Here is a 14774-nt window from a genome sequence, read left to right on the forward strand (position 1 = left end):
AAAAAGATAGGAGAATACAATGAATTCTAAAGAAATGCTTGTCAATAAAATCAAGGAGCCACAGGTTGGTCATAGACCCTTGCCTTTTTGGTCGTGGAATGACCAGCTTGAGATAGAAGAGATTACATATCAAATCGATGAAATGCATAAACAAGGACTGGGAGGCTTTTTTATGCATGCACGTTCTGGACTGCGTACAGAGTATTTAAGTCAAGAATGGTATGAGTGTATAGACGCCGGGATTCAACAAGCCAAGGCTAATCAGATGGAAGCATGGATTTATGATGAAGAAGGCTGGCCAAGTGGTTTTGCTGGTGGACGTGTTCCGGCTATGGATGAAGCATATCATGCCAAATACATGCAGATGTTACGTAGTAGCTCCTTGGATGAAGCTAAAAACATAGTCAGTGCCCATCCTAACAATATATTAGGAATCTATATATATGAAAGACAAAAGGATATTATAGAAACTATTTCCATCAATTATGAACCGGATTTTACAGATTACAATCAAGAGCTTACAGCAAGTGAAGAGTTTTTAATTATAATTAAAAAAAATAATCCTTATTATGTGGATACATTAAATAAAGAAGCGATTGTGGCATTTACCCAAACCACACATGATGAGTATTATAAGCGCTTTGGGGATGAATTTGGCAAAACGGTCAAAGGATTTTTCACAGATGAACCAAGACTATCGTGTGACCGTTTTGGGGATTTGGCATGGTCAGATTGTTTGGCAGAGCAGTTTCTTAAGATGCATGCATACGATGTTATGGAGGTTTTACCGGCGCTTTTTATAGATATCAAAGACGGTCAAAAATACCGTTATGACTTTTGGGTAACAGTCAGTCATATGTTTGTTCATGGATTTATGGAAACTTTATATGATTGGTGTGAAGAACATAACGTTCAACTTACGGGACATTTAATGATGGAAGAGAGTATTTTTAGTCAGATGACAAGTACCGCAGGCGTAATGCCGTTCTATGAATATATGCATATGCCGGGCATTGACTGGTTGCGTCGACCGATTGCTTCCCCGGTTATTGCAAAGCAAGTGGGTTCGGTTGCTGCCCAGTTAGGTCATAAGACCGTACTTTCAGAATCGTTTGCCCTGTGTGGTTGGGATGTATCCCTTGAAGAATTAAAATGGATTGCAGAATGGCAGTATGTTAATGGTGTCAATCGTATCTGCCAGCATCTGGAAGGTTATACCATTCGTGGCGTCAGAAAACGGGATTATCCGCCTTCACTTTTTATTCAGCAGACATGGTGGGATGAATATAAAGTCTTTAATGATTACTTAGGACGTCTTAATGTGGTCCTATCCGAAGGTGAACAATTAGCCGATGCACTTTTACTCCACCCGATGCGAAGCGGTTATGTGGTCTATAATGGGACTCGAACCGATGCGATTCGACGTTTGGATGATCGTTTTACACAGGTTTGTACCCGACTATCAGAAGAGCATATTAGTTACCATCTTGGCGATGAAACCATCCTGGCAAAATATGGTCGTGTCAAAGAGAAGCAGTTATGGGTTGGCAATGTGGCGTATAAGACGGTCATCCTTCCGCTGATGTATGCAATTGATGAAAAAACTTTGGCGCTCTTATCAGAGTTTGTGAGCCAAGGCGGGAGTGTATACTGTGTGGATGGAGAGATTCCTTTTACAAATGGATCAGAAGAAAAACTCCAGGACTTCAATCAGAAGTTAGTTGGTGTCGAATTGAATAAGTTACGTGAAGTATTGCAAGAAAATGCAGCGGTACATATATCGATTGAACAAGAGAATGCACAAATTCCGGATATCCATTACCAGCTACGTGAATGTAATGATGGGATTATCGTTTATATGGTGAACCTAAGTAAAGAAAAAACCTATGATGCCCACATTACACTCTTCGAAGAATCCATAGAACTTACTGCCTTGGACATGAATACAGGGGACCATCAAGAGATATTAGCTAAGAACCATCCAGGGTATACAATATTTGAACAACGGTTTTATCCAATGCAGTCCCATGTTATTATGTATAAGAAAAAGTCGGATGCGCCACAAGACCTTCTGATGCATCCATCATGGAAACTTAAGGAGATTGATAACAATGCCCTTACACTTGATATGTGCCAATATCGCATTGATGGCGGACGCCTTGAAGGACCTATCTCTGTTATCGCGCTTCAAAAGCAATTGATGGACTTGCAAAGACCATGTACAATAGAAATGTTTTTTGATGTAGAGATACGTACAGATATTAAGGACATATCGGACATCCAATTGGTAGTTGAGGATATGGATAAATATACACTCAGGATTAACGCGCATGAGGTGAAGGTTCAAGACCAAGGATACTGGAAGGATAAATCCTTTAGAACCATGTCTGTTCGTCCCTTCTTGCATCAAGGTAAGAATAGCATTAAGCTATCTACAGAGTTTAGACAGCCCCAAAAGGTGTATGATGTATTATATGGTGAAGGTGTATACGAGACGGAAAAAAATAAGATAACCTATGATGTTGAACTAGAAAGTATTTATCTCATTGGGGATTTTGGCGTATATAGTGACCATTCGTATGTGAAGTCAGAACGTAATACATTGACAACGTCAGGCCCGTTTTATATTGATGCATTACCTCAAGGGGTAGCTGGGTTAAACTTAGTGGAGCAAGGATTTTTGTTTTTTGCAGGAGTAATGACATTAGAGCAAGAACTTGACCTTAACCTTGATAAGGGAAAAAGGTATATTTTTGATCTGACGGGACAACGAGCACCGATGATTCACCTCTATATTAATGATCAACTTGTCAAAAAATCCTATTGGGCACCCTATACGGTGGATGTTACAGAGTATCTTCATACAGGGATGAACAAAGTGACGCTCAAAATCTATGCGTCCAATCGGAATGTGTTTGGACCCCATCATCATATTCATGGTGAATGTTATAATGTGGGTCCGGAAAGTTTTACAGGAAAATGGAGTTGGGTTGAGCGCAACTCCGAAGCAGATGCAACAGAAATTTTTGATCGGGATAAAAACTATTGGACGGATCAATACAATTTTGTGACTTTTGGAGTCATTGATGAAAGGAAGAGTTTATGAAAATAGCTTTAGTTTATACAAGTACTACCCCAGAATTGATTGAAACAGTTGAGACGCAGATTAAACAACAGGTGGGGCCAGACGTTAAACTGTTGACGTATGAAGATGCAAGCGTTTTAACAGAGACAGTAGAAAAAGGTCGTGTGACGTCCATAGCGGCAGCCAAACTTGTCGCTATGTATATGGATGCCATCCGTCAAGATGCGGATGCGATTATGAATGTGTGCTCTTCAGTAGGTGAAGTGGCCGATGCAGCCCAAGACCTGGCAAAGTACATAGGTGTACCGATTGTTCGTATTGATGAACAAATGTGTCGTGAAGCTGTGCGCAGTGGAAAGCGAATAGGTGTTATGGCAACCTTGGCTTCAACCTTGGAGCCAACCAAAAATACACTACGTCGTGTGGCTAGAGAGATGAATAAAGAGATTGAACTGATTGATGGTTTAATTGATGGTGCATTTGGACTTGATCAAGAAACCTTTAAGGCTAAAATGCTTGAACAAGCACAAGAGATACAAGCGGATGTTGATGTGATTTTGTTTGCACAAGGATCTATGGCATATTGTGAGGAATATATTGCGACACAATGCGACAAAAAAGTACTGTCAAGTCCGCGCTTTGGTGCAAAGGCAATTAAAGATGCGTTGAAAGTAAAAGGAGTCCTTTGATTTATGAATGATATGAAGATAATTGTTCTTGATGATGATCCGACGGGAATTCAAACGGTACATGGCATTTATGTCTATACCCATTGGGATCGACAGACCATTCGCGAAGCTTTTTTAGATCCAAATCCTATGTTTTTTATATTGACAAATTCAAGGAGTTTTAGTGAAGAGGAGACAATCAAGGCGCATCGAGAGATAGGTAGTAATATTCAGCATGTAGCGGATGAACTTGAAAAAGAATTTATCATTGTCTCACGTGGGGATTCAACCCTGCGTGGACACTATCCTCTCGAAACAGAAATTCTCAAGGAAACATTAGCGGAGAGAGAGGTAACTGTTGATGGTGAAATCCTTTGTCCATTTTTTATTGAAGGCGGTCGAGTGACAAAGCACGGTGTCCATTATATTCAAGAAGGTGATGGATTGATTCCTGTGGGAGAGACGGAGTTTGCCAAAGACAAAACCTTTGGATATCAGCATTCGAACTTGGGGGCATTTATTGAGGAAAAAACCAAAGGACGATTTCTTGCAAAAGATTGTATATATATCGATGTAGAGTTGCTTCGACAGGGGCGTAGCGACACTGTTTATCAAAGATTAATGGAGGTTAACGGCTTTAATAAAGTTATCGTTGATAGCACGTCTTATGAAGAGCTTCAAGTATTTGTGGAAGCATTCATTAAAGCGATTGCGTCGGGAAAGCGTTTTTTGATACGTTCTGCAGCAGGGTTAACGAAAATCTTAGGCAATATATCGGATAAAGCCCTACTCACACGTAAGGATATACGCCCTACGAACACTTCGTATGGTGGAATCATTCTTATCGGTTCCCATGTTAAAAAAACAACGGAGCAATTAGTATGTCTTGAGCAGTCAGGCTTAGACTTAACGTTTATTGAGTTTAATGCAGAGACGGTTAAAGTGGATGGTGGATTAGAGGCAGAAGTCGATCGCATTGTTCAACAGGCGCAAGACAATATCTTGCATCAAAAAACGACAGTGGTTTATACAAGCCGAACGCTGATTGATTTGGGTACCAAAGATAAAGAAGCTATCTTAAAGGCATCAGTTCGTATATCTGGAGCGCTCACAAGCATTATCGGGCGCCTAAGTATTCAACCAAGCTTTGTCTTAGCTAAAGGAGGTATTACATCTAGTGATGTTGGTACAAAAGCCCTTAAGGTAAATAAAGCACTTGTGTTAGGACAAATTAAGCCGGGAATACCCGTTTGGAAAACGGATGCAGACAGCAAATTTCCAGGTATGCCTTATATTATTTTCCCGGGAAATGTCGGCACACGTGAGACATTAAAAGAAATTGTTGAAATCATTATATAAGATAGGTTAAGTATGGTTTACTTTTTTGCAGATTTTATAGTATAATATTACTTGGGTACAAATTGTAGTGATAAAGACGGGGTAGATTATACATGAATGAGCAAATACAACAAGGAGTACAGTTAGACAATTATATTAATAATTATATTGAAGAACGTGATTTTTTGCGTGCAGTCATCGATTTAATTCCTGGTTTTATATCCATAAAAAATAAAGAAGGGCGCTTTGAACTCGTTAATAAAGCATTAAGTGAAGCATATGGGACAACGGTTGAAGCGCTTGAAGGAAGTAGAGATTGTGACTTTGGCGTAAATAAAGAAGAAACATTATATTTTCGAGAAAAAGATTTAGAAGCAATTTGTGAGAAAAAAACAATTTATATTGAAGAAGAACGGCTGACACGTGCAGATGGACAAGTTGTATGGTTAACAACTAAAAAAGTACCGATTATTGAAAAAGATGGACAGTGTTATCGTGTGTTGGCAGTGTCAAATGATATTACAGAACAAAAAAAATTAAAGCGCCAATTGGCCTATCATGCCTATCATGATGAGTACACAAAGGTGCTTAATCGATATGGATTTAGAGAATATGTGGAACAAGAGATTAGCAGTGCTTTAGAAGGTGCCTGTTTGGTAATTCTTGAAGTGCGCCATCTTAATGCCATTGTGTCTGTCTACGGTACAGACTTTGGCGATAAAATCCTTCGAGAGATTGGTAAAAATTTTCAAAAAAAACCACATGGTGATTTTTATGGGCGTATAGCAAGTGATAAGTTTGGTGTATGGATGCATCAAGGAAATCTTCAAAAGATACGTATGCTAGTCAAAGAGCTAAAGAAAGCTTTAGATAAGTTTATTGAAGAAGAAGGACGATACCATCAGATTGAATTTGCCATTGGATATACACAAGATATTCATAAGGAGCAAACCTTTGAACAGCTAATTCAACAGGTTAATGCAACGATTGAATATGGAAAAAAAGAGAATATATCTGAGATATTGTGCTATGAAGAAGCCATATATAAGCAATTGGAACGAAGCGAGTTGTTAAAAAGCTATGTTCGAAAAGCAATTTCGGAAAATGAACTGGTACTATATTATCAAGAAAAGATTGATGTGCAATCCAAAGCGATTGTAGGCGTAGAAGCCTTGGCTCGATGGTTTTCCAAACGTCTAGGGTACGTATCTCCTGTTGAGTTTATACCGCTGCTTAGTCAGTCAAAGCTTATCTTTGAATTTACAATATGGTCCTTAGAAAAGGTGCTTGAAGATTATGGAAAACTACAAAAAATATATCACGAAGATATCAATGTCTCAGTAAATATCTCTCCATTGGTGATTCATACGGAAGAATTTTATAATCGATTAATCGGGTTAACCCAAAAATATCAAGTAGACCCTCATCGTATTACTCTTGAAATTACTGAAGATATCTTTATTAATGATTTGAGTTTAATCATTGATAAAATCACCTTGCTACGATCCCTAGGCTTTCGAATTTCTATGGATGATTTTGGAAGTGGATATGCATCGTTAAATCATTTGATTAACTTGCCTTTTGATGAAGTGAAAATAGACAAATCTATTGTTGACCTTATAGAGACAACTGTTGGTCGTATTTTTGTGGAAAATATAATTACGATTACAAAAGAGTTGGGTTCAGAAGTGGTTGCAGAAGGTGTTGAAAGTGAAGAACAAGTAAAAATATTACAAGCACAAAAGTGTGACTATATTCAAGGATATTATTATTCAAAACCAAAGCCGATAAATTAATCGGCTTTTTTTAATAGTATAGGATGTAGTCGGTCGATTCCGATAGCTCCAAGCGGAGCGGTAATCATAATTGAAAGAACGGCAATTGTTAGGATAAGATTACCTGAGGTAACACCATGTGTCAATGGGATTGCGCCTATAGCTGCTTGTACAGTGGCTTTTGGCATATATGCAACCGAACAAAAAAGTCGTTCTTTTAGGGTGAGTGGCGTCTTCATTAAGCTTAAGTTTACCGCAAAGACACGACCAATTAGAGCAATACAGATAATGGCAATGGAACTGATGCCGGTATGGGCGAGATAACGAATATCGACTGCGGCGCCGACAAGAATAAAAAGAAGAAGTTCAGCGCCAACCCATATTTTGGAAAATTTGTGCATGATGCGTTGGGCAAGGATTTCATATCGTTCTAACAAGGTAATTCCTAGGGCCATGACACCTAATAAACCTGACATAGGGATAAAACCTTTGAGAAAGTCTTCTAAAGTAATAAGTAAAAAAGCTGTGCTCAAGATAATCAATACTTTAATGGTATCGCGCATATGGATTTTTTTAAATATGCGCACCAGAATTAATCCACCGATAACACCTGTTAAGAGACCAACAAGGATAGATAACGGAACATTTAGCAGTTGAATGCTGTCAAAATTAGCGCCATCATACATTCCCATAAATGCAGTGAAAAGTATGATAACATAGATATCATCCACTGAGGCTCCGGCCAAAATGAGTTGAGGGATGCTTTTTTCCTTACCATATCCGGATTCGATTAACTTAATCATTCGAGGGACTACAACGGCAGGTGATACGGCAGCAAGAACCGTACCCATGATGGCAGCTTCGATATAGCTTATTTGAAAAAAGACAGGAGCTAGGAGAACAACAAGGATAATCTCAACAGTGGCAGGTATAAAACACATGAGAATAGCCGGTCGTCCGACCTTTTTTAAGTCACGAATATCAAGAGAAAGTCCTGCACGTATGAGAATAACAATAAGGGCAATCTCTCGAAGATCCTTTGAAATATTTAGAATATCTGGTGAGATGAGATTTAACACAAAGGGACCTAGAAGGATTCCAGTGATCATCATTCCTAATAAGCCTGGAAGCTTCAAGCGTGTAAAGAGTCCGCTTAACGTAAAACCGAGAATTACCATGAGTGCAATACTTAATAACATAATAGGCTCCAATCCTTTGTAAGTCGCTGAATATGTAATGATAAAAGATACTCTACTATTTTAGTTAATAATCTTTATTATGTAAAGTGTTTTATTTCTTTTGATTATATTGTATAATGAGCATATAGTGTAGTACGTTATATAGAAATAATATAAGAATGATATAAATGGAGGAAAAAAATGGAAAAAGCAGATATAGGATTAATCGGTTTAGCCGTTATGGGAGAAAACCTTGTAATGAATATGGAACGCAATGGCTTTACCGTTGCTGTGTTTAACCGCAGTACTGAAAAAGTGACCCGGTTTGTTGAAGGGCGTGCCAAAGGTAAAGCGATTATAGGAACATATTCAATACAAGAGCTTGTGAGCCAATTAAAAAGACCTAGAAAAGTGATGTTAATGGTAAAAGCAGGTGAACCGGTAGATATTTTTATTGATAAAGTTATCCCTTATTTAGATGAAGGGGATATTATTATTGATGGTGGAAACTCTAACTATGAAGATTCTATACGCCGTACAAAGTATATTGAGTCCAAAGGCTTATTGTACGTTGGTGCAGGTGTTAGTGGTGGAGAAGAAGGGGCACTTAATGGGCCAAGTATTATGCCCGGAGGGTCGATAGAAGCATGGGAACATATACAACCGATTTTTCAAACGATTGCCGCAAAGGCTGATGATGGAACGCCTTGCTGTGATTGGGTAGGTGCTAACGGTGCAGGACATTATGTAAAAATGGTCCACAATGGGATTGAATATGGAGACATGCAGCTAATTACAGAAGCCTATCAATTGATGAAAGATTTATTAGGCATGAGTAATGCACAGATGCATGAAGTTTTTAGCCAATGGAATGAAGATATTTTAGATAGCTACTTAATTGAGATTACTCGAGATATACTGGCATATAAAGATGCAGATGGCACATATGTTGTAGATTCAATTTTAGATACTGCAGGACAAAAAGGAACGGGAAAATGGACAGGGATATCTTCACTTCTTGAAGGGGTTCCTTTGACGCTTATTAGTGAAGCAGTCTATGCAAGGTGCTTATCTGCTATCAAACAAGAGCGTGTAAAAGCGTCCAAAGTACTTACCGGACCTGAACTAAGCTATGATGGCGATGAACAAGAGTTCATCCACCAACTTAAACATGCGTTATACATGGCGAAAATCATCTCATATGCACAAGGATATATGCTTATGCGTGAAGCGGCAAATACATATGGCTGGGATTTGAATTATGGTGAAATTGCGGCGATGTGGCGTGGAGGATGTATTATACGAAGTGCGTTCCTAGATAAAATAAAAGCAGCATATGAAAAAGTACCTTCATTAACTAATCTTCTATTAGATGGGTTCTTTACAAAAGCAGTAACTGAATCCGAACAACATTTGCGTAGTGTCGTTGCTACAGCGATTTCAAAAGGTGTTTCTGTACCGACATTATCGGCAGCAATTACCTTTTATGATGGGTTCCGAAGCGAGCGGCTCCCGGCGAATCTATTACAGGCGCAAAGAGATTACTTTGGTGCACATACTTATGAACGCGTTGATAAACCTAGAGGTGAATTTTTCCATACCAATTGGACGGGAGAAGGTGGTTCAACGGCTTCAACAACATATCAAGCATAAAAAGCAAATGAACAAAACAGGTGCAATACCCGGCAACGTATTGCACCTGTTTTATTTTGTGCTAAAAATGCCGGATTTATATGGTGAAGAACTTTCGATAAATCCTTGACAAAAAATCTTCATAGCGATATAATAATCATGAAAATGATAATCCTTATCAGAAAGGGACATTATGACCAATTCAGAATCAATGGAAATGTATTTAGAAACCGTATTAGTTCTTGAGAACCATCATGGACATGCGCATAGTGTGGATATTGCTAATCGTTTAGGTGTCAGTAAACCAAGTGTAACAAAGGCTATGGGTTATCTAAAAGGAAAAGGATTGATTCATAAAGAGGCATATGGTTCCATTACGTTAACGAAAAAAGGAAGAGAGCTTTCTGATAAGATTTATAAACGGCATCGAATGATTACAGCATTTCTTGAACATTCATTAAATCTTTCAACAAAATCAGCAACAGATAATGCGTGTAAGATAGAACATGTGATTGATAAGACGATGACAGAAGCGATTAGTAAATATTTAAGCGATCATAATATTGAGCTTAACAAGTGATTTTCTGGAGGTTATGTAAATGGATAATGTAGTCAGAAATAACAAAGTATTAAATTATAGCAAGGTTGAACCTGATAGTAGCGTAAATAGTGTTGCAGATGCGCAAGTAGATGTAGAAAATACGATTAAAATGATTGACACTACTGACGTAGAGATGAAAGACTTTTTGTTTACACTAGGGTGCTATGAAGGCGAAAAAATTACAGTGATTTCTCGATTGGCAGATAATATTGTTATTTCACTAAAAGATGCAAGATATAGTATTGATACCGAATTAGCATCAGCTATTCGTGTTTAAATATAAACAAATGAAGTAACGTAAGCTATTTTTCATAGCTTTTTACTTTGGCTTTAAAGTTAACTTAGGCTAACTTTGCACTATAAGTTTTATATATGGAGGATATTATGAGAATTGCATTAACAGGTAACCCGAATAGTGGAAAAACCACTCTATTTAATGCCATTACCGGTAAGATCGAAAAAGTCGGTAACTGGGCAGGTGTAACAATTGAAAAAAAGGAAGGCGCGATTAAGAGTAGTCTATATAAGTCAAATAATGAGATTATAGCGGTTGACTTGCCAGGCGCGTACTCGATGTCACCCTTTACTTCTGAGGAAAATATCACCAGTGATTTTATTAAGAATGAAAAGCCTGATGTTATTATTAACATTGTGGATGCTACGAATCTTAGTCGAAGCTTATTTTTCACAACGCAGCTGTTAGAATTAGATATTCCTGTTGTCGTAGCCTTGAATAAAAGCGATTTAAACAGAAAGAAAAACACAGATATCGATATTGACGCGTTGGCAAAAAAAATAGGGTGTCCGGTAGTTGAAACAGTATCGACAGCTTCAACAAACAATGGATTAAAAGACTTATTGAGCAAAGTGGTTGAAGTGGCAGGCAAAGGACAGTCGCGACCGTTTAATGCAGATAATGTTAACATGTCGAATAAAGAAGCGGTGCTTGCATCGGATAAAAAACGTTATGATTTTGTAAAAACGATTGTTAAAGCTGTTGAAAAAAGAGTTGTCGCTTCTAATGAACAAACAAAACAGGATGCAGCAGACAGAATTTTAGCACATAAGTGGCTGGGAATTCCGGTGTTTGCACTTATAATGTGGTGTGTATTTGCTATTTCTCAATCATGGGTAGGTCCTTGGATTGCGGATGTATTTGTTGGATGGCTTGAAGGTTTTCAAGGTTTTGTTGCAGATGCTTTAGGTGAAAGCGTTAGTCCGTTTTTATCGGCACTATTGGTTGATGGTATTATTGGTGGTGTTGCAGCAGTTGTTGGTTTCTTACCACTGATTATGGTTTTATTCTTCTTGCTTGCGTTATTGGAAGATTGTGGATATATGGCAAGGGTTGCAGTAATTATGGACCGTTTTTTCAAAAAAGTGGGTCTCTCAGGAAAATCGATTATCCCAATGATTATTGGTACAGGTTGTGCAATCCCTGGTGTTATGGCTACAAGAACTATTCGTAACGATCGCCAACGAAGAACAACGGCTATGTTGACACCTTTTATGCCTTGTGGAGCAAAACTTCCGGTTATTGCCTTGTTTGCAGGTGTGTTTTTTAACGGATCAGCAATTGTTGGTGCAGGCATGTATTTCTTAGCTATCATAATCATTATTATCGGCGCACTCATTGTGGTTCGTATTACTGGAGAAAAAGGTGCACGGTCATTTTTCATCATGGAACTTCCAGAGTATAGAATACCAAGTGTTAAAAGAGCAACGATTTCAATGTTTTCACGGGCAAAGGCTTTTATTGTGAAAGCAGCGACTATTATTTTGATTTGTAATGCGGCTGTGCAAATTATGCAGTCCTTTGATTGGAGTTTTAACCTTGTAGCAGAAGGGGCAGAAAATACAAGTATCTTAGCAAGTATTTCTACTCCGTTTGCGATATTGTTATTACCGCTTGGTTTTGGGGTATGGCAATTAGCGGCAGCTGCAATTACAGGTTTTATTGCAAAAGAAAATATAGTAGGTACATTGGCAGTTGTCTATGGAATCTCAAACTTTATTGATACAGAAGAATTTGCAATTGTAAATGAAGCAGGGGCTGCAAGTGGTGTTGCCGGCGTTATGGGAATCACTTCTGTAGCAGCGCTTTCATATTTAGTATTTAATCTATTTACACCACCATGTTTTGCAGCCATTGGTTCTATGAATTCAGAGATGGAAAATAAAAAGTGGTTATGGGGTGGTATCGGCTTCCAGTTTGGTATGGGATATGTTGTGTCCTTTTTCTTCTACCATATCGGTACATTGATTACAACAGGAGCAGTAGGTGAATATTTCCTACCAGGAGTTATTGCTGTTGCAATAATGATTGGCATCGTCATAGTCCTAATGAAAAAAGGTGACCAAAAAGCAAATGCAAAAGTAGCATTAGCTTCCAGATAATAGCAAAAGGAGTGATATTATGGGAGATATAATTGTTATTTTAATTATCGTGGCAAGTATAAGTGGTGCCATTGCAAAGATTATTTCCGAAAAGAAAAAAGGTGTTAAGTGCATCGGATGCCCTCACAGTGGAACAAAAAATGTTCCAGGTGGCGGCTGCAGTTGCAATCATGAATAAAAATTGTTTTGCCTAAACCCAAAAAAATAGCCAGTGCATTAGTGCACTGGCTATTTTTATAATTTACATTTTTTCCGGAACGATGATACCAAGTAAGTCAAGGCATGTTGTTTGAACATCAAGAGTTAATGTTAACAGAGAAAACCAAGATTTTTTCTGTTCTACATTGGTCTCGTTAATGATATGGTGTTGATGATAAAAACTACTAACCATCGTTGCCAATTCATAGACGTACTCTGCAATAACATTTGGAGAACGGTCTCTTGCGGCGAGATTAAGGACACTTTCAAGTTGATCAAGCTTTAACATCAAGCTACGCTCAATATCGCTTGCAGGAGCCATTAAATCGCCTTTTTCAAAGTTAGATGCTTCGAGCTTACGGATAATATTTTTGATGCGGACAGTAGAATAAAGAATATAGGGGCCGGTTTTTCCTTCAAACGAAGAGAACTTGTCAAGGTCAAAGACATAGTCTTTCATACGATAATTGGATAAATCCGCATATTTTAATGTGGCTAAACCGACAATGTGTGAGATACTATCAATATCATCGGCTGAAGTATCTATACCTTTATCTTCAATATTTTTAATGATTTTTTCTTTTGCATTATTCTCAACCATTTCAATCAAGTCAGAAAGACGAAGGACTCCGCCAGCTCTTGTTTTGAATGGTTTACCATCTTTTCCGTTCATTGTTCCAAAGCCAATATGTTCAAGAGAGACATCAGGAGATACGATTCCATTATCACTGGCACATCTAAACACTTGAGTAAAATGGGTTGCTTGTCTTGAATCTACAACATATAAAATCTGTGTTGGATCAAAATCTTTGACGCGCTGGTAAATAGTGGCTAGATCAGTTGTACCATAAATTACGGAGCCATCAGATTTGAATAAAATAATCGGAGGAACATCTTTTTTATCTTCCGGGCGGGCAACGTCAACAACAATTGCGCCGTCGCTTTCACGTAAGACATTTTTCTCTTTAAGGATAGCAATAGCATCATCAATATATTCTTGGCTATTACTTTCTCCATACCAAAGGTCAAAATCAACATTGAGGCGTGCATAATTCTTTTTAATATCAGTTATAGATATATTGACAATATGCTTCCAAAGAGCAATGTAACCAGGATTACCTTTTTGTAGCTTATAGGTTGCTTCTTTGGCTTGATTATACATAGCTTCATTTTCTTTACAAAGAGCGCTGACACGTGGATAGATTTCTTCAAGATCCTCTAATGAGAAAGGAGCATCACTAGGGTAATCCCCAGCGTGTTCTGGATCAAAATAGGGGAGATCAGGTTGTGTGCGTTCGATTTCTGAGATGATCATACCCATTTGAAGACCCCAGTCGCCAAGATGGATATCACCGATCACATTGTGACCCAGATATTTGAGTAGGCGCTTTAAGGATTCACCAATAATAGCTGTACGTAAATGACCGACATGTAACGGCTTAGCAATATTAGGTCCGCCATAGTCAATAACAACTCTTTCAGGATGTTGTGCAAGGGATATTCCGAAACGCTCGCTATTCATAATTGCTGTGGTGTTTTGTGAAATATAATCATTCGTGAGTGTGATGTTAATGAATCCGGGCTTAACGGTAACCGCCTCTTTAATAATTGTTCCATATTCAGGGTAAGTTTTTAGGGTTTCAATAACAGTGTCACTAATCATAAAAGGTGCTTTTTTGTATTCTTTTGCAGCGGGCATAGCACCATTGCATTGGAATTGACACAAGTCAGGGCGGGCAGAGACAACAACATCTCCGTAGGAAGCTTTGTACCCGGCTTCTTCAAAAGCACGAGATAATAGTTCGGTTAATTTTGAGGTTAACATTTAATCGACTCCTTTTTCTTCAATACATTCTGTTTATTATAATATAAAAGACTGCAGATTACAATAATAGACTGCAG

General features: G+C 38.1%; 11 protein-coding genes. 9 read left to right on the forward strand and 2 right to left on the reverse strand.

All coding sequences use genetic code 11. The features are described 5' to 3' along the window. Positions 1-19: 19 nt before the first annotated feature. The 4 genes from QBE53_05295 (at position 20) to QBE53_05310 (ending at position 6887) form a co-directional block, all read left to right on the forward strand. Positions 20-3106, forward strand: a complete 3087-nt coding sequence (locus QBE53_05295; GenBank protein WZL82523.1) for a glycosyl hydrolase — start codon at positions 20-22, stop codon at positions 3104-3106. Continuing rightward, on the forward strand, positions 3103-3774 hold the full coding sequence (locus tag QBE53_05300; protein WZL82524.1) for an aspartate/glutamate racemase family protein: 672 nt from the start codon (positions 3103-3105) through the stop codon (positions 3772-3774). The genes QBE53_05295 and QBE53_05300 overlap by 4 nt, the downstream gene beginning before the upstream one ends. Before the next feature lie 3 nt (positions 3775-3777). Beyond that, complete coding sequence (locus tag QBE53_05305) at positions 3778-5112, forward strand: four-carbon acid sugar kinase family protein (GenBank protein WZL82525.1); 1335 nt, start codon at positions 3778-3780, stop codon at positions 5110-5112. Between the two features lie 92 nt (positions 5113-5204). Further along, entirely contained in the window at positions 5205-6887 is a 1683-nt protein-coding gene (locus QBE53_05310; GenBank protein WZL82526.1) for an EAL domain-containing protein, read from the forward strand. Here the strand turns inward: QBE53_05310 and QBE53_05315 are convergent. Next, on the reverse strand, positions 6884-8065 hold the full coding sequence (locus tag QBE53_05315) for a cation:proton antiporter (GenBank protein WZL82527.1): 1182 nt from the start codon (positions 8063-8065) through the stop codon (positions 6884-6886). The genes QBE53_05310 and QBE53_05315 overlap by 4 nt on opposite strands. A gap of 180 nt (positions 8066-8245) precedes the next feature. On the opposite strand from QBE53_05315, the gene gnd reads away from it, so the two are divergent. From gnd to QBE53_05340, 5 genes are all read left to right on the forward strand, one after another. After that, positions 8246-9697, forward strand: a complete 1452-nt coding sequence (gnd, locus tag QBE53_05320; GenBank protein WZL82528.1) for a decarboxylating NADP(+)-dependent phosphogluconate dehydrogenase — start codon at positions 8246-8248, stop codon at positions 9695-9697. A 172-nt stretch (positions 9698-9869) separates the two neighbouring features. Further along, positions 9870-10256: a metal-dependent transcriptional regulator gene (locus QBE53_05325; protein ID WZL82529.1), complete on the forward strand. Its 387-nt coding sequence runs from the start codon at positions 9870-9872 to the stop codon at positions 10254-10256. Between the two features lie 19 nt (positions 10257-10275). Continuing rightward, positions 10276-10554 (forward strand): FeoA family protein, encoded by a 279-nt coding sequence (locus QBE53_05330; protein WZL82530.1) that lies wholly within the window; start codon positions 10276-10278, stop codon positions 10552-10554. Positions 10555-10661: 107 nt separating this feature from the next. Continuing rightward, the gene (gene feoB / locus QBE53_05335; protein WZL82531.1) at positions 10662-12674 is read left to right on the forward strand and encodes a ferrous iron transport protein B; all 2013 of its coding nucleotides are present in this window, start codon (positions 10662-10664) and stop codon (positions 12672-12674) included. Positions 12675-12693: 19 nt separating this feature from the next. Beyond that, positions 12694-12852 (forward strand): FeoB-associated Cys-rich membrane protein, encoded by a 159-nt coding sequence (locus tag QBE53_05340; protein ID WZL82532.1) that lies wholly within the window; start codon positions 12694-12696, stop codon positions 12850-12852. A gap of 63 nt (positions 12853-12915) precedes the next feature. Here QBE53_05340 and argS read toward each other — a convergent pair whose 3' ends face one another. Beyond that, positions 12916-14697 carry an arginine--tRNA ligase gene (gene argS / locus QBE53_05345; GenBank protein WZL82533.1) on the reverse strand — a complete coding sequence of 594 codons (1782 nt, stop codon included), beginning with the start codon at positions 14695-14697 and terminating at the stop codon, positions 12916-12918. Positions 14698-14774: the final 77 nt, after the last annotated feature.

The organism is Vallitaleaceae bacterium 9-2 (assembly GCA_038396585.1).
GTDB lineage: Bacteria > Bacillota > Clostridia > Lachnospirales > Vallitaleaceae > UBA1351.

Coding starts and splice junctions, on each gene's coding strand:
- QBE53_05295 (WZL82523.1), top strand. CDS start 20: ATGAATTCTAAAGAAATGCTTGTCAATAAAATCAAGGAGCCACAGGTT.
- QBE53_05300 (WZL82524.1), top strand. CDS start 3,103: ATGAAAATAGCTTTAGTTTATACAAGTACTACCCCAGAATTGATTGAA.
- QBE53_05305 (WZL82525.1), top strand. CDS start 3,778: ATGAATGATATGAAGATAATTGTTCTTGATGATGATCCGACGGGAATT.
- QBE53_05310 (WZL82526.1), top strand. CDS start 5,205: ATGAATGAGCAAATACAACAAGGAGTACAGTTAGACAATTATATTAAT.
- QBE53_05315 (WZL82527.1), bottom strand. CDS start 8,065: ATGTTATTAAGTATTGCACTCATGGTAATTCTCGGTTTTACGTTAAGC.
- gnd (WZL82528.1), top strand. CDS start 8,246: ATGGAAAAAGCAGATATAGGATTAATCGGTTTAGCCGTTATGGGAGAA.
- QBE53_05325 (WZL82529.1), top strand. CDS start 9,870: ATGACCAATTCAGAATCAATGGAAATGTATTTAGAAACCGTATTAGTT.
- QBE53_05330 (WZL82530.1), top strand. CDS start 10,276: ATGGATAATGTAGTCAGAAATAACAAAGTATTAAATTATAGCAAGGTT.
- feoB (WZL82531.1), top strand. CDS start 10,662: ATGAGAATTGCATTAACAGGTAACCCGAATAGTGGAAAAACCACTCTA.
- QBE53_05340 (WZL82532.1), top strand. CDS start 12,694: ATGGGAGATATAATTGTTATTTTAATTATCGTGGCAAGTATAAGTGGT.
- argS (WZL82533.1), bottom strand. CDS start 14,697: ATGTTAACCTCAAAATTAACCGAACTATTATCTCGTGCTTTTGAAGAA.